Source organism: Pseudochrobactrum saccharolyticum (assembly GCF_008801715.1).
GTDB lineage: Bacteria > Pseudomonadota > Alphaproteobacteria > Rhizobiales > Rhizobiaceae > Pseudochrobactrum > Pseudochrobactrum saccharolyticum.
Map to the genome: position 1 here is coordinate 991,409 of NZ_VZPG01000001.1, position 14,240 is coordinate 1,005,648.

A 14,240-nucleotide genomic window follows, 5' to 3' on the forward strand; every position below is an offset into this window, starting at 1 on the left:
CTGTACAGGCTCCCTATCTATCGGAAAAAGAGCGCATCCCGAAAAGTGTAAAGCGGTTTTCGGATAAGATGCGCGCCAGACAAAAAAGACGGAGCCCCGATGATCCTCACCGCCGCGCTTAATGCCCTCTACCGCCTGCCCTCACCGGAGTTCCGCTCAGTCCTGTGGAAATCGCTCGGCCTGACCCTGCTGGCACTGATCGCATTATGGGCACTGGCACGGCAGTTCTTTTTCTGGCTGGCATGGCCGTGGTTTGAAAATATGCTGCCTGCTATGCCGGACTGGACAAGCTGGCTCGGCCTGTTTGCCGCGATTGCCGCCGGTTTTGTGCTGGCGCTGTTGCTCGCCTTTCTGATTGCGCCGGTGACTGCATTGATTGCAGGTATGTTTCTTGATGATGTGGCAGAGATTATCGAGCGCGAAGATTACAGCAATGAACCGGTCGGCACACCGATGCCGGTTGGCCGTTCCCTCGTCTATTCGCTCAAATTTCTGGTTGTGGTCATTCTCGGCAATTTGTTCGCATTGCTGATGCTGCTGATACCGGGCGTTAATCTGATCGCCTTTTTCATCGTCAACGGCTATCTTCTCGGACGTGAGTTTTTTGAATTTGCAGCCATGCGCTATCGCGGCGAGGATGGTGCCAAAGCCTTCCGTGAAGAAAACCGGATTACAGTTTTTCTCGGTGGTCTGGTGATTGCCGGATTTATGGCGATACCGCTCATCAATTTGCTGACACCGCTTTTCGCCGCTGCCATGATGGTGCACCTGCATAAAGCCCTGAGCGGTAAGAAACCGGTCACTAGAGCGCCGTGTGCCAGACTTGGCACACGGCGCTCTAACACTTTTAAATTAGAGCATAATTTTACCTTAAACTGATCCAAGTTTAAGGAATTATGCTCTATCAACCGCCATTAATTGAGAGAACCATGCGCATTGCCTGCCTGCATACGGCCGCCAGTAATATTGAAATTTTCGGGAAAGCTGCCTCAGCCTTGCAGCTTGATGCCGGAGATATCAGCCATGCGGTTCACTGTGAGTTGCTGGAAGCAGCAGAAAAGCAGGGAGGCCTTACACGAGCCATTGAAATGGCAACGCTGCATATCATCCAAAACCTCATCACTGAGGCAGATGCAGTTCTTGTGACCTGTTCAACCCTTGGTGCAATCGCTGACAGTGCCCGCACCGCATTTACCAAGCCGGTTCTGCGCACAGACCGTGCTTTGGCAGAGCAGGCTCTGGAGAGCGGTTTATCTGTGAGTGTTCTTTGCACTGCCCCGACAACACTGGAGCCGACGACAGAATTATTCCGTCAGGTCTTTGTCAATGCGCAGGCCGCACCGGATATCAGGCTGATTGACGGTGCATGGGATTTATTCCGTGCCGGTGAGATCAAAGCCTATGAAAGAGCAATCGCAGATGCTGCGAACGCCGCTCATGATACAGGCAGCCAGCTGGTAGTTCTGGCGCAAACCTCTATGGCAAATGCCGCTGCACTTATCCGCCACAAGACACACGTGCTTGATGCACCAACTGCCGCCCTGCGCCAGCTTCTGCACCGTGTTTAATCGTCGATCCGCTTCAGCGGTGCCGGAATCGTATTGGTTTTCTGCGCCGATTTGCAAATATCGGCGATCACGCAATTGACGCAATCCGGCGTGCGGGCCTTGCAGACATAGCGGCCATGCAGGATCAGCCAGTGATGGGCATGCATCATAAATTCTGCCGGAATGATCTTCACCAGCTTGGCTTCGATCTCATCCGGTGTTTTGTAAGGCGCAAGACCGATCCGGTTGCCTATTCGCAGAATATGCGTATCCACCGCCATTGTCGGTTGGCCGAAAGCCATATTCAACACCACATTGGCTGTTTTGCGCCCCACCCCCGGCAAAGTCACCAGCGCATCACGGTCACCCGGCACTTCACCGCCGAAATTATCAATCAGCGCCTGAGACAATAAAATTGCATTCTTTGCTTTATTGCGCCACAGGCCGATGGTGCGAATATAATCACCGACAACCTCTTCACCCAGATCGACCATTTTTTGCGGTGTATCAGCAATGGCAAACAAAGCCCGTGTTGCTTTATTCACGCCCGCATCGGTTGCCTGCGCCGACAGCATCACCGCCACCAGCAGCGTGAAAGTGTTGACGTGCTCAAGCTCGCCTTTCGGCTCCGGACGCTGCACGGAAAACCGCCGGAAAATCTCATGGATTTCTGCCGGTGTATAAAGCGTGCCGCTGACACGACGCTGAGATTTTGCGGGAATCTGGGTCTGGTTGTTCTGCATGGCATTTATATAGTAAGCTATAAGCAAGAAGCCTATCTGCAAGCTTGCCGCAGGCTGGAGTGCCGTGCTCTTTTTCGGGCACACAAAGGTGCTCTAGCATTTCATGCTGCCGAGCTTTTACCAACGATATGTGACCCCGAGAGTTATTGCCATGAATGCACCTTACCATCCGGACGGTGCTGATCCGGACGCCTATGGCGCAGAGTTTTTCAAAGCGACCCTGCTTCCTTACCGCTCGCTTTCACCGCGCGGTTTTCAGATCATGATTTTAAGCCTGCTGCTGCTCTGGGCCTGTATCGGCATGGTTTTCATGCAGATCGGCGCATTGCCAGTAGTCGGGCCGGTGGTCGGACTGTTCGGACTGGATATTGCCCTGATCTATCTGGCGTTCCGGCTTAATTATTATGCCGCCAGACAACGAGAAGAAATTACGGTTTCACGCGAACAGTTGCTCATCAGGCAAGTCTCCGCTTCAGGACGTATCCGCGCATATCAGTTTAATCCTTTCCGCACACGGTTTCACATTACCCGTAAAGATGATATCGGCATTATCCAGATGCAGCTGCATAGTGACGGCAGAACTTTGGATATCGGCAGATTTTTGCCGCCCGATGACCGCGAGAGCTTTGCAAGTGCTTTTTCCAACGCCCTGACACGCAGCCGCCGCTGACGATCGGGTTTAAATACCGGATGTTTTATGATTACGATTATCGGTTCGATTAATTTTGACCTCATCGTCCGCAGTCCGAAACTGCCGGAGCCCGGTGAAACCCTCACAGGCAGAAACTTCTCAACAGCCGCCGGCGGCAAAGGTGCCAATCAGGCACTCGCTGCCGCACGTGCCGGTGCATCCGTGCGTATGGTCGGTGCTGTTGGTGATGATTCCTTCGCTTCGCAGGCCGTTGCATTGCTGCGTGCCGACGGCGTGGATCTGACCCGAGTCGCCACACGCGGCGATGCCACCGGTATCGCGCTCATCACTGTTGAAGACAGCGGCGAAAATACCATTATCGTCATTCCGGGTGCCAATGGTCTGGTTACGCAAGACGATGTAAACACCGCTGATCTGGATGGCGGTTATCTGCTTCTGCAAATGGAAATTCCGCTGCCGACGCTGGAAAAAGCCATCGCTGCATCGGAAACCAGCGACACAACCTGCATTCTCAATACCGCGCCTTGGCGCGATGATGCCGCAAGCCTGTTGCCGCGCGCCGATATTATTATTGCCAATGAAACGGAATTTGATCTGGCCAGTGTTCAGCTTGAATTGTCCGGCGATGACCGTCAGGCCAGAATGATCGACTTTGCCGAACATTATGGCCGTACCATTATCGTAACGCTGGGTGCGCAGGGCATTATGGTGGCAACACCGGACGAGCATTACAGCCTGCCCGCCCTGAAGGTTAAGCCGGTGGATACGGTTGGTGCCGGTGACACATTCTGCGGCTATCTCGCGGCCGGTCTCGACAGCGGCCTGTCTTTGCGTGATGCCTGCCAGCGCGCTGCAAAGGCAGCATCGCTCGCATGCCTGAAAGCCGGTGCTCAGCCTTCCATTCCTTACGCGGCAGAAGTCCAGTAAAAGAAAAGGCCGGAGCAATCTCCGGCCTTTTTTATCGTCTCTATATTTAAAGCGTTGCGATACGCTCAGTCAGCAATGTGAAGAAACCTTCGTGGTCAACATCGCGCATCACGATTGCATTTTTCGGGCGTTTGGTAACACCCCACCAGTCGATTACCGACATACCGAGGCAAAGCTCAGACGCGGTTTCGATCTCAACATTGCAATGACGGCCTGAATAGAGTTCCGGCTTCAGCAGATAGGCAATCACATTCGGATCATGCAGCGGTCCGCCGTCTGTACCGTATTTTTCCTCATCAAAGCGTTCGAAAAACTCTAGCATTGCCACACAGGCATCACCCACCTTGTTACCAAGCGAGCGGAAAGCCTCAATACGTTTTGCGGTTGTCAGCGCCTTATGGGTAACATCCAGCGGCATCATCACAATCGGCACACCGGAGGCATAAACGACTTTCGCCGCTTCCGGATCCACATAGAAGTTGAACTCAGCGGTTGGCGTGATATTGCCGCCTTCAAAGAAACCGCCGCCCATCAGCACGATTTCCTGAATGCGGGAAGCGATTTCCGGTGCCTTGTTCAGCGCCAGCGCAATATTGGTCAAAGGTCCGAGAACGCAAAGCGTGACTGTGCCCGCAGCTTCATGCAGCAAAGTCTCAATGATGAAATCCACACCATGTTGCTTGTGCAGTTTCATCACCGGCTCAGGCAGATCAGGACCATCAAGACCGGTGCGGCCATGGACTTCCTCTGCAGTAACCAGCGGACGAACCAGCGGCTTGGACGCACCTGCAAAAACCTTTGTCTGCGGCTTGCCTGCCAGCTCGGCAATTTTCAGAGAATTATGCTGCGTCAGAGGCAAAGGCACATTACCGGCCACAGCAACAATACCCAGCACATCCAGCTCCGGACTTGCCAGAGCCAGCAGGATTGCCAATGCATCATCCTGCCCCGGATCTGTGTCGATAATAATTTTGCGGGCCATCAAAGCCATCCCTTTCATCAAAAAATCTGCGCATGGCGTCATGTGAACTCATGAGCTTTCAGGCGCACTATAAATGCAGTGAAATTATTTTCAGCACGAATCTTGAACGATAACGCACATATCAGCTGTTGCTCTTGAAGTGGAGCTTTTCTCAAGCCATATAAAGAACAGGAAAACGCCGCTACGGGTTTTCCCCAAACGGTCGCTCTTAAGGACTGAACAATGACCAGACTTACACCTTTCTCCAGCCCGCTGCTGCTGGGTTTCGATACGATGGAAAAAACGCTGGAACGGATTGCTAAATCCGGTGACGGCTATCCGCCATATAATATCGAAAGACTGCGCAGTTCTGCGCAGGATCAGGAACAACCGGTTCCTGAGAAATTACGCATCACACTTGCTGTTGCCGGTTTTTCTGATGACGATCTGGAAGTTACGACTGAAGATAACCAGCTGGTTATCCGCGGACGGCAGACCGATGAATCCGAGCGGGAATATCTGCATCGCGGCATTGCTGCACGTCAGTTTCAGCGTGTTTTTGTGCTGGCAGACGGTATGCGCGTGGTCAACGCGGAACTAAAAAACGGATTATTGTCGATTGATCTCGACAGACCGGAACCAGAACGCCTCGTCAAGCGTATTAGTATAAACGTGAAAGAGTGACCGTTCTCAGGATTATAAAAGAACTGTAAAGGGTTCATTGTTATAATCAGCTCCGTGGTTGCAGTTTTATCGGCTGATAAATGCAACTGCAAATGCTCTCGAAAGGCAGCGTCAATTTTGAGCTGCCAGGACAGGAGGCCTAAAATGACTGCTGACAAACACATTTTTACAGAATTCGAATTTGCCCATCTCGGCGAAGGTGAAATCGCCTATTTGCGCAAAGTTCGCTCCGAAGATTTGTCACGGCGCTTCCCTGCATTACCACCAATGGCGCCGGGCATGGAACTCTGGGCTCTCTTCGGCGCCAGCGGAACTCCGATCATGCTTTCCGATATGCGCGCCACAGCATTGGCCGGAGCACAGGAACATGAACTCCACACAGTGATGCTGCATTAAGCGCATCCTGAAAAGTGAAACCGGTTAAACACATTAAAACCCGCCTGTATCACAGGCGGGTTTTGTTTTTATTCCCGCTTCATGAAAAATGCCGCGCTGCACAGGGCAAACACGGCATTTTTAATTCCACTCAACCCTGCTTACTCAGCAGAATTATCAGCTTTTCAGGCCGCATTGGATGCAGGCGGTGCAATCAAAAACGAATGCAGAGCCTGCGCATCAACGGTGCCGCGCAATTTGGCAACCATATCCGGATCGCGCAGCAAACGCGCAATACGGGACAGTGCCTTCAGATGATCGGCGCCGGCATTTTCCGGTGCAAGCAACAGAAAGACCAGATCAACCGGCTGGTCATCCAGTGCTTCAAAATCCACCGGCTGCTCAAGACGCGCAAAAACACCGGTAATTTTACTGATATTCGGCAGTTTGCCATGTGGTATCGCGATGCCGTTGCCAACACCGGTAGACCCCAAACGCTCACGCTGAGTCACAGTTTCAAAAACTTCTCGCTCAGAAAGACCTGTGAGTTCAGCAGCCTTCTCAGCCAAGATCTGCAATAATTGCTTCTTGGAGCTTGCCTTCAGCGAAGGGATAATCGCCCCTGGCTGAATCAGATCGCTAAGATCCATTTTCTCCATTCCTTCTCTCATGCGGAGTAATCATCTCCGTAACCGGGAGGTGCAGTGATCTACTGCCCATTCAACAGATACTCAAGTCAAATTCGCGATTCTACTCACACTTTTCACGCATCAAATCCGTAACGCATTGATTTCAATCATAAATAAAAATTAAAAAAAGATTACAACACGCATTCACTGACGCCTGCTTCGCGGCATTCCGCTCAAGGTACACCAGTAACACAAAAATTCCTATCTCTAGATATCGTGAATAACAGCTGCAACCACGCAGAAAACAGGGCAGAAAACATTATTTGATTTTTTATATGTTATTTCAGTGAGTTAAAATATGAGAAAAATTTCAAGTTTTTTGATTGATGTATAAATACATCCGGAAACGGGACAGGCACCCCACTCATCGCTTCAATATTCTGTTCCGGAAAAGCAAAACCCCGCTATCTGCGGATTCGCAAATAGCGGGGTCTGTCTGTTCAGCCTTAAACGCGGGCTGCCTGTGCGACTCTGGACGGATCAATCCAGCCAATATTGCCATCCGGACGACGATAGACAATGTTGACTTCTTCACTTCCTGCATTGCGGAAGACCAATACAGGATGCTCTGTCAGATCAAGCTCAACAACGGCAGATGCAACACTCAGCGTGCGCAGGGAAACGGATGATTCCGCGACGATCGTCGGCGCATAATCCTCAGGAAGATCATGATCTTCGTCGGGAGCCGGTTCCATCACGCTATAGGCGATATTCTGATGATTGTTGCGCGCTGACTGAACCAGAGAGCGGGACTTGAGGCGGCGCATATAGCGGCGCATCCTTGTCTCCAGCTTTTCAGCCGCTGCGTCAAAAGAAAATTGCGGATCCTGCGCTTCTGCAGAAGACTGCAGAGTCGCTCCGGTATCCAGATGCAAAGTGCAATCCGTAGTAAAACGGGAACCTGATTTAACGACTGTAATTGTACCGGAAAAGCCACCTTCGTAATATTTGCTAACAGCATCACGGACACGGTCTTCAATTCTGATGCGGAAAGCATCACCGATGTCCATATGTTTACCCGAAACGCGGAGACTCATGTGGCAGTACCTCGCTGTCTATATTCGAACACCTCAATCTAACCACAAGCGAAGGCATTGCGCAAAGCGAACTGACATAAAATAAAATAAACTTTGCATGTGCCAAAAGAATATGCGGACAGCTCTTTGATTGACACAATCAGTCACTATATAAGCGCCTGTCGAAAATTCCGGCGAAATAAACGTCCGTCATCAAAATCATCAACGATTTCAAATAAATTCGGGAGCAGAAACTGCTCCCGGGATTCGCTGACCTGTAGCTCTTAGCGTAAAATTCTGAACTTACAGAGTAAACTGATCGCCCAGATACAATCTGCGCACATCGGGATTGGCGACGATCTCTTTCGGACGGCCATGGGTCAGCACCTGTCCGGCATGGATAATATAAGCGCGGTCAATCAGGCCGAGCGTTTCACGCACATTGTGATCGGTAATCAGCACACCGATGCCGCGGCTGGTGAGGTGACGCACAAGTTGCTGAATATCCGCAACAGCAATCGGATCCACACCGGCAAAAGGCTCATCCAGCAGCATAAAATTCGGGCGGGATGCCAGCGCGCGGGCAATTTCGAGACGGCGGCGTTCACCACCCGACAGTGAAATCGCCTGCGCCTTGCGCAGATGCGTTATATGGAATTCTTCCAGCAGCGCATCGAGTTCAATGGCACGCTTTTTGCGGTCTTTTTCGACCACTTCCAGCACGGCCTTGATATTATCTTCAACCGACAGACCACGGAAAATCGAAGCTTCCTGCGGCAGATAGCCGATGCCGAGCCGTGAACGGCGATACATCGGCATAGATGTGACGTCAAAACCGTCAATCTCAATCGTACCGCTGTCGACCGGCACCAAACCGGTCACCATATAAAAGCAAGTGGTTTTACCGGCACCGTTCGGGCCCAGAATACCGACAGCCTCACCGGCACGCACACCAAAGGACACACCATTCACAACCTGACGGCCGCGATAGCTCTTGCTGATGCCTCTGGCAACCAGCGTTCCTTTAAGCCGTGACAATTCCTGAGGCGGACGCTGTCCTTCCGCACCGGCAGACTGCGCCTGCAAATTGCCCGCGGCATCAGCCGCGGCATTATCGGGAGCATGATCGGTTTGGGCGTTTAAAGAGGACAATAGAAATCCAGACCAGTTATCAAAGCCGGTGCCTGCATTCAAAGCACAAGCAAAATTAAATTTATCAGCTCAGTTGCAGACCAGAACAGCTCTGATCTGCAATTTTATTCGGCTTTAGGAGACAGAATAATGGAGACGCGGCCGGACTGTCCTTTACAGCTTTCCAGATAGGCTTTGCCTGTCTGGGTATTGGCTGTCAGCTTGCACCCGGTGGCAATATTATCACCATCAGACAGCACAACTTTCTGGCCGGTCAGTACCATTGTCTGCGCTTTGGCATCATAAGTGCCGGCATCGCCGGTTGCGACCTGTGTACCGGATTTCAGATAGACTTTTCCGTCCACTTCAATCTTCTCAATGCCGCCGGCATCCAGACCAGCGCCGCTCAGGCCACCGATACCGCCTTTGGCTTTATCAGCACCGGCTTTATCGCCGCCGTCTTTTGTCTTGCCGGTATGAACCTGCATACGACCGGCACGCAGCAGAATATCGCCCTGCTTGACCGAAACATTACCGGTAAGAATGATAATGCCCTCTTTGTCGCGCACTTCCATTTTACCGGCATCAATCGACACAGGTTCTTTGCTGTCAGATAATTTCAATCCGTCAAGGGGAACACCCTGCTGTGCCTGAGCACCTGAAAGGCTCAAAGGCAAAATCAGCAAACCGGACATGAAGAGGGCGGCGATCTGCTTCACGCCTGTCAGGCGCAGCGCAGACTTGCCCGAAACTGTATTCTGTGAGCCTGTTTTCAGCTCGCTGCCTGCCTGTTGCCGCATCATATTCATTCCCTCGAAAATCACCCTTGTTATAAATCGCAAGTTTGAGAATAAAACAACAAACTTCTGAATATATTCTTGCCGCCGGACCATAAGTCCGGCCGGAATATACGCAGTCTGCCAACACATCTATAACAGGCGTATTACTTATTGGTGTAAATCACTATCACACTCTGTTCAACGGCGAAACAAAGACTGCTTTACGGGCAGCAGCACAGGTGCTGCAATCAGCTGCCCTTTTTCGCTGCGGAGACGGTTTCCTTAACAGGCTCAATGGTCAGCTGAACCTGATCATCAAACACCATCACCTTGCCGTTTTCCTTAATGAGCATTTTATTCGCGCGGATATGTGCGTTTTTTGTGCGGATATCGACCGGCTTATCGGTCGACATCTCGCCACTCGACACATTCACATTGGCAGAGCCCAGTTTGGCTTCCATGCCATCGGTTGTCTTCACCGTAAACGCATTATCAAACTGCAAATGACCGTTATTGCTGTCATAGACGCCGGATGCCGCATCAATCTCGGCGCTGTCTTTATCACCCACAGGCAATTGCGCTTTGATTCCTTCCAGCGCGACCACGCCGTTCTGTTTGGCATCCTGCACAGCGCGCTCGGCAACCATCGAAAACGGACGCTTATCCTTGGTGTAGCCTTTAAGCTGCGGGCCGGTCATCACCAGCTTGCCGCTTTCAGACGGATCAAGCTCAACTTTCACCGGTGAAGGAGGCGTAGCCAGAAATGTGTACCATGAGAAAACCGCAGCAACGCCGAGAGCAACAACCGGCAAAGCGGTTTTCAGAACGCGCACGCGCATGCTGTGTCTCTTCGCAGCGTGAAACACAGCGGTACTTTTATGTGACGCTCCGAAAACCATCTTATGGTCTGACACAGTCCAAAACTCCTGAAACCGGCAATTTGCCAGCTGCCTACACGTAAGGTATTAATATTTATCGGTGAAATGCACGACTATTCTGTATAGTGCGCTCAAATCGCTTTTTATTGTGGTATAAATGGGATGATACCGCGTCCAAAACAAGCTGCATTGCTGCAGTTGTGCGTTCCGGAGGTTTAACTCAGATCACTTTTCAATGATATGAGGTTAAAAAACCTGATAATACCATATTCAGGTCTTCCTCGGATATTATCCCCGCTTCCAAAATACATTCTGTTTATGCGACATATAAAGACATCATATAAGCCCAAGAACGGACATATCTCATGACTTATACTGCCGATGCAGTGCTTGAACGTCGTCGAATTCGCCGTAAGCTGACTTTCTGGCGTGCTGTCACTTTGCTGCTTGTTGCGGCAATGATACTCTTCGCTGCGCTTTACATCAACGGCAGCAAGTCTTCCCGCAATGTGCCTCACATTGCAAAAATTTCCATCACCGGCACCATTTATAACAATGAAGAGCTTTTGAAACGTCTCAAAGATGTCGCAGAGAGCGATATGGTGAAAGGCGTCATTCTGGATATCAGCTCTCCCGGCGGCACCACGACCGGCGGCGAAGTGATTTATGATGCCGTGCGCAAAATCGCCGATAAGAAACCGGTCGTCTCACAGGTCGGCACACTGGCAGCATCCGCAGGCTATATGATTGCCATCGCCTCAGATCATGTGATCGCCCATAAGACATCAATGATCGGCTCGATCGGCGTGCTGTTTCAATATCCCGATATCAGCGCGTTGCTGGATAAAGTCGGTGTGAAATTTGAAACCATCAAATCCAGCCCGCTGAAGGCCGAGCCGAATTTTTTCTCTCCGGCCAGCGAAGAAGCCAAGGCCATGATCGATAACACCGTCAAAGACACTTATGACTGGTTTGTCGGTCTGGTTAAAGAACGCCGCCCGATGATTACAGCCGACAAGCTCCCTGCTTTGACCAATGGTTCGGTCTATACCGGCCGTCAGGCATTGCAGCATAAGCTGATTGACGCGATCGGCGATGAGGAAACCTCTGTTGCATGGCTTGAGACCAAAGGCATCGACAAAGAGCTGCCGGTTATCGAGTGGAAAGCTGAAAGCTCATCCTATAATGACCTGCTTTCCTCTGCTGCGATGAAATTATTGTTGCGGAACATGGGCTTGTCCGATCAGACCGGTGCACTATTTGATGAACAGATCGGTCAGCGTATCTTCCTTGACGGCATGCTTTCAGTTTGGCACGGTAGCAACGGAGAAAAACCGCAATAATACCCGTAAAATGCGTTTAACATTAAAGATAATGCGTATTTTCAGATAGTTATGCTATGAAATATTAATAGCATAGGCATATTATTCATACTAAGCTGTCTCTGTTCCGACGGGGACAGCCCGCATACAGGTTCTGAGAGTATTCTTTTAGGGCGCATTCCCCGATCCTTATTAAAGGTGCGGGTCAGATGCGCAGTATATCAAAACCGGAAGCGCAGCGGTCCGTTTCAGACGGCCGGATTAAGCGCTAATATTGCAGAGAGGTCGAACGCAGTGATTAAATCTGAACTCGTGCAGATCATCGCCAGCCGCAATCCGCATCTTTTCCAGCGCGACGTGGAAAATATTGTCGGTGCAGTTTTCGATGAAATTACTGAAGCTCTGGCGGAAGGAAACCGCGTAGAGCTCCGTGGCTTCGGCGCCTTTTCCGTGAAAAACCGCCCTGCCCGCAACGGACGCAACCCGCGCACGGGCGAATCGGTCGATGTTGAGGAAAAATGGGTTCCGTTCTTCAAAACCGGCAAAGAACTGCGTGATCGCCTCAATAACGGCCACGATTAATCAATAATAGCTGCAGCGCATATACAAGCGTCTTTATGCGCAACATGCGAGCGGTGATATAAAATCAGGCACTTCTGCTATCGGGCATATTTATGCCTGATAGCACTTATATTTTATGCAGTGCAGCCCGAGAATTACGGATATTAAACATGACCAACCGTTTTCTGACACTTGTCATTGCCTTGCCGCTCGCAGTGATTTTAATTGTACTGTCGGTCGCCAATCGCAGTGCAGTCAGTGTAACGCTTGATCCGTTCAACCCCGGCAATCCTGCTCTGACCTATACAGCACCATTGTTTCTCTGGGTGCTGGGGGCTTTTCTTGTTGGTATTGTTACCGGCGGTCTGTTGATCTGGTTCACACAGGGACGGCACCGCAAACTGGCACGCAAGCGTAAAGCAGAAGCCGATGCACTCCTGACCCGTGCCAAACAGGCGGAAGCCAAGAACCTGCCATCCGCATCTTCCCTGTCCTGATCTCGGCGCTGTATCCATACAGACCACATATATTATCAGGCTTTTTCATCAACTTCATACAGATCGGCGCTTGTCTCCCACCCTCAGGCATGGGAACAATCTGTTGTTGTGAGAGCGCGTTTTGTGCGCCCGATCGGGCACACGGCGCTCTAAAGCATGTCTCGGAAAAACGGGCACCGGTTTTCCGATAACGACATGCGTGAAAACAAGGAGATCGAGCGAGCGCAGTGGGTATAATTAAATGCGCTACGCTCTAGATTCTTTATTTGGTCGCATTATCACGGGCGTCAAGTTGATCCAACTTGACTGTGAAATGCTCTAATGAAAATAAATGCCCGTGCATTGCAGGAGACAATGGGCGGCATCATAAAAGGCCTGACAAATAATGCTTCATATTTCCGCTGCTGCCGTTGATGATCTGATGACCTGGCCGGAACTGGTCGATGCGCTGGACAGCGCCTTCCGTAACGGTATGATCCAGCCTGTGCGTCATCACCATCCGGTTGAACGCCCTGAGGGCAGCCCGTCCATGTTGTTGCTGATGCCTGCATGGTCAGATTTCCATAAACTTGAGCATCAGTCGCAAGGCTATATGGGCGTTAAAATCGTCACCGTGTCACCGGATAACGGTCTGATCGACAAACCTGCGGTTATGGGTGTGTACCTGCTGCTTGACGGCATTACCGGCGAACCAAAAGCACTGATTGACGGCCAGAGCCTGACCCGCTGGCGCACGGCCGCAGCCTCCGCTCTTGCCGCCCGCTATCTGGCACGGGAAGATGCATCGCGTCTTGTCATTATGGGTGCCGGAGCGGTTTCTTCCAATCTCGTCCGAGCCCATAGTTCTGTGCGTCCGATTACCGATATTGCGCTTTGCGTGCGCAATCCGAAACGGGCAGAAGCAACACTCAAAGAACTGCGTGATGAAGGCTATAATGCCTATATTGCTGAAGATCATATCGCAGCCATTCAGCAGGCGGATATTGTTGCCGCCGGCACTCTGGCAACCGAACCATTGATTCACGGGAAACATTTGCGTCCCGGCACCCATGTGGATCTGGTCGGCGCTTTCACACCGGACATGCGTGAAAGCGATGACGAAGCCGTGCTGCGCTCCCGTGTTTTTGTCGACACCAAAGACGGTGCCCTGAAAGAAGGTGGCGACATTACACAGCCTTTGCGTGACGGCATTATCAAGCCGGATCATGTGCTCGGCGATCTGTTTGATCTGGCACGCGGAACAGTCAAAGGCCGCGTAAGCGATCAGGATATTACACTGTTCAAATCCGTTGGTGCAGCCATGGAAGACCTTGCCGCCGGTATTATGGTCTATGAAAAGAGCCTGAAACAACAAGGCTGATCCTGTCGATCTCTTGCCCTGAAGAACCTCAAATATGGCGGCTTTTCAGGGCAAAGATGCATTTATAAGATATTTGCGCTTAAATTCAGCTTTCCCAAAAGGCTGCCATGCTCTACGA

General features: G+C 51.1%; 17 protein-coding genes. 10 read left to right on the plus strand and 7 right to left on the minus strand.

What is annotated here, in order from left to right:
* The first annotated feature begins 99 nt into the window (after positions 1-99).
* Positions 100-879, plus strand: a complete 780-nt coding sequence (locus F7P81_RS04435) for a sulfate transporter family protein (RefSeq protein ID WP_151158687.1) — start codon at positions 100-102, stop codon at positions 877-879.
* A 17-nt stretch (positions 880-896) separates the two neighbouring features.
* Positions 897-1,568 (plus strand): aspartate/glutamate racemase family protein, encoded by a 672-nt coding sequence (locus F7P81_RS04440; RefSeq protein ID WP_151158688.1) that lies wholly within the window; start codon positions 897-899, stop codon positions 1,566-1,568.
* Here F7P81_RS04440 and nth read toward each other — a convergent pair.
* A complete protein-coding gene (nth, locus tag F7P81_RS04445) occupies positions 1,565-2,290 on the minus strand; it encodes an endonuclease III (RefSeq protein ID WP_151158980.1) in 726 nt (241 codons plus the stop codon). The two genes, F7P81_RS04440 and nth, sit on opposite strands and share 4 nt — an antisense overlap.
* A 151-nt stretch (positions 2,291-2,441) precedes the next feature.
* Between nth and F7P81_RS04450 the strand changes: the two genes are divergently transcribed.
* Positions 2,442-2,960 (plus strand): DUF2244 domain-containing protein, encoded by a 519-nt coding sequence (locus F7P81_RS04450; RefSeq protein ID WP_151158689.1) that lies wholly within the window; start codon positions 2,442-2,444, stop codon positions 2,958-2,960.
* A 27-nt stretch (positions 2,961-2,987) separates the two neighbouring features.
* Positions 2,988-3,869, plus strand: a complete 882-nt coding sequence (locus F7P81_RS04455; protein WP_151158690.1) for a ribokinase — start codon at positions 2,988-2,990, stop codon at positions 3,867-3,869.
* A gap of 46 nt (positions 3,870-3,915) precedes the next feature.
* Here F7P81_RS04455 and F7P81_RS04460 read toward each other — a convergent pair whose 3' ends face one another.
* Complete coding sequence (locus F7P81_RS04460) at positions 3,916-4,851, minus strand: nucleoside hydrolase (protein WP_028233580.1); 936 nt, start codon at positions 4,849-4,851, stop codon at positions 3,916-3,918.
* Positions 4,852-5,073: 222 nt separating this feature from the next.
* Between F7P81_RS04460 and F7P81_RS04465 the strand changes: the two genes are divergently transcribed.
* Both F7P81_RS04465 and F7P81_RS04470 read left to right on the plus strand, forming a co-directional pair.
* Complete coding sequence (locus F7P81_RS04465; protein ID WP_022710706.1) at positions 5,074-5,514, plus strand: Hsp20 family protein; 441 nt, start codon at positions 5,074-5,076, stop codon at positions 5,512-5,514.
* Between the two features lie 144 nt (positions 5,515-5,658).
* Positions 5,659-5,910: a BQ00720 family protein gene (locus F7P81_RS04470; RefSeq protein ID WP_075654091.1), complete on the plus strand. Its 252-nt coding sequence runs from the start codon at positions 5,659-5,661 to the stop codon at positions 5,908-5,910.
* A 164-nt stretch (positions 5,911-6,074) separates the two neighbouring features.
* On the opposite strand, the gene ptsN is transcribed toward F7P81_RS04470, so the two are convergent.
* From ptsN to lptC, 5 genes are all read right to left on the minus strand, one after another.
* Positions 6,075-6,539: a PTS IIA-like nitrogen regulatory protein PtsN gene (gene ptsN, locus F7P81_RS04475; RefSeq protein ID WP_028233579.1), complete on the minus strand. Its 465-nt coding sequence runs from the start codon at positions 6,537-6,539 to the stop codon at positions 6,075-6,077.
* 485 nt (positions 6,540-7,024) lie between these two features.
* On the minus strand, positions 7,025-7,615 hold the full coding sequence (gene hpf, locus F7P81_RS04480; RefSeq protein WP_075654090.1) for a ribosome hibernation-promoting factor, HPF/YfiA family: 591 nt from the start codon (positions 7,613-7,615) through the stop codon (positions 7,025-7,027).
* Positions 7,616-7,897: 282 nt separating this feature from the next.
* Positions 7,898-8,680 carry an LPS export ABC transporter ATP-binding protein gene (lptB, locus tag F7P81_RS04485; protein WP_051139016.1) on the minus strand — a complete coding sequence of 261 codons (783 nt, stop codon included), beginning with the start codon at positions 8,678-8,680 and terminating at the stop codon, positions 7,898-7,900.
* Positions 8,681-8,850: 170 nt separating this feature from the next.
* On the minus strand, positions 8,851-9,420 hold the full coding sequence (locus F7P81_RS04490) for an LptA/OstA family protein (protein WP_051139015.1): 570 nt from the start codon (positions 9,418-9,420) through the stop codon (positions 8,851-8,853).
* A 332-nt stretch (positions 9,421-9,752) separates the two neighbouring features.
* On the minus strand, positions 9,753-10,403 hold the full coding sequence (lptC, locus tag F7P81_RS04495) for an LPS export ABC transporter periplasmic protein LptC (RefSeq protein ID WP_075654089.1): 651 nt from the start codon (positions 10,401-10,403) through the stop codon (positions 9,753-9,755).
* Positions 10,404-10,747: 344 nt separating this feature from the next.
* Here lptC and sppA point away from each other — a divergent pair, with 344 nt between their 5' ends.
* From sppA to lhpI, 4 genes are all read left to right on the plus strand, one after another.
* Positions 10,748-11,725, plus strand: a complete 978-nt coding sequence (sppA, locus tag F7P81_RS04500; protein ID WP_151158691.1) for a signal peptide peptidase SppA — start codon at positions 10,748-10,750, stop codon at positions 11,723-11,725.
* 273 nt (positions 11,726-11,998) lie between these two features.
* Complete coding sequence (locus F7P81_RS04505) at positions 11,999-12,286, plus strand: integration host factor subunit beta (RefSeq protein ID WP_033315997.1); 288 nt, start codon at positions 11,999-12,001, stop codon at positions 12,284-12,286.
* A 149-nt stretch (positions 12,287-12,435) separates the two neighbouring features.
* Positions 12,436-12,762, plus strand: a complete 327-nt coding sequence (locus F7P81_RS04510; RefSeq protein WP_022710697.1) for a lipopolysaccharide assembly protein LapA domain-containing protein — start codon at positions 12,436-12,438, stop codon at positions 12,760-12,762.
* 385 nt (positions 12,763-13,147) lie between these two features.
* A complete protein-coding gene (gene lhpI, locus F7P81_RS04515; RefSeq protein ID WP_116086319.1) occupies positions 13,148-14,122 on the plus strand; it encodes a bifunctional Delta(1)-pyrroline-2-carboxylate/Delta(1)-piperideine-2-carboxylate reductase in 975 nt (324 codons plus the stop codon).
* The last annotated feature ends 118 nt before the right edge of the window (positions 14,123-14,240 follow it).

Bases quoted from the DNA above. Each gene is read 5' to 3' on its own strand.
- F7P81_RS04450 (WP_151158689.1), top strand. From the start codon at position 2,442: ATGAATGCACCTTACCATCCGGACGGTGCTGATCCGGACGCCTATGGC.
- sppA (WP_151158691.1), top strand. From the start codon at position 10,748: ATGACTTATACTGCCGATGCAGTGCTTGAACGTCGTCGAATTCGCCGT.
- F7P81_RS04455 (WP_151158690.1), top strand. From the start codon at position 2,988: ATGATTACGATTATCGGTTCGATTAATTTTGACCTCATCGTCCGCAGT.
- F7P81_RS04470 (WP_075654091.1), top strand. From the start codon at position 5,659: ATGACTGCTGACAAACACATTTTTACAGAATTCGAATTTGCCCATCTC.
- hpf (WP_075654090.1), bottom strand. From the start codon at position 7,615: ATGAGTCTCCGCGTTTCGGGTAAACATATGGACATCGGTGATGCTTTC.
- F7P81_RS04460 (WP_028233580.1), bottom strand. From the start codon at position 4,851: ATGGCCCGCAAAATTATTATCGACACAGATCCGGGGCAGGATGATGCA.
- F7P81_RS04440 (WP_151158688.1), top strand. From the start codon at position 897: ATGCTCTATCAACCGCCATTAATTGAGAGAACCATGCGCATTGCCTGC.
- F7P81_RS04490 (WP_051139015.1), bottom strand. From the start codon at position 9,420: ATGTCCGGTTTGCTGATTTTGCCTTTGAGCCTTTCAGGTGCTCAGGCA.
- ptsN (WP_028233579.1), bottom strand. From the start codon at position 6,539: ATGGATCTTAGCGATCTGATTCAGCCAGGGGCGATTATCCCTTCGCTG.
- F7P81_RS04435 (WP_151158687.1), top strand. From the start codon at position 100: ATGATCCTCACCGCCGCGCTTAATGCCCTCTACCGCCTGCCCTCACCG.
- lhpI (WP_116086319.1), top strand. From the start codon at position 13,148: ATGCTTCATATTTCCGCTGCTGCCGTTGATGATCTGATGACCTGGCCG.
- F7P81_RS04465 (WP_022710706.1), top strand. From the start codon at position 5,074: ATGACCAGACTTACACCTTTCTCCAGCCCGCTGCTGCTGGGTTTCGAT.
- lptC (WP_075654089.1), bottom strand. From the start codon at position 10,403: ATGGTTTTCGGAGCGTCACATAAAAGTACCGCTGTGTTTCACGCTGCG.
- F7P81_RS04510 (WP_022710697.1), top strand. From the start codon at position 12,436: ATGACCAACCGTTTTCTGACACTTGTCATTGCCTTGCCGCTCGCAGTG.
- nth (WP_151158980.1), bottom strand. From the start codon at position 2,290: ATGCAGAACAACCAGACCCAGATTCCCGCAAAATCTCAGCGTCGTGTC.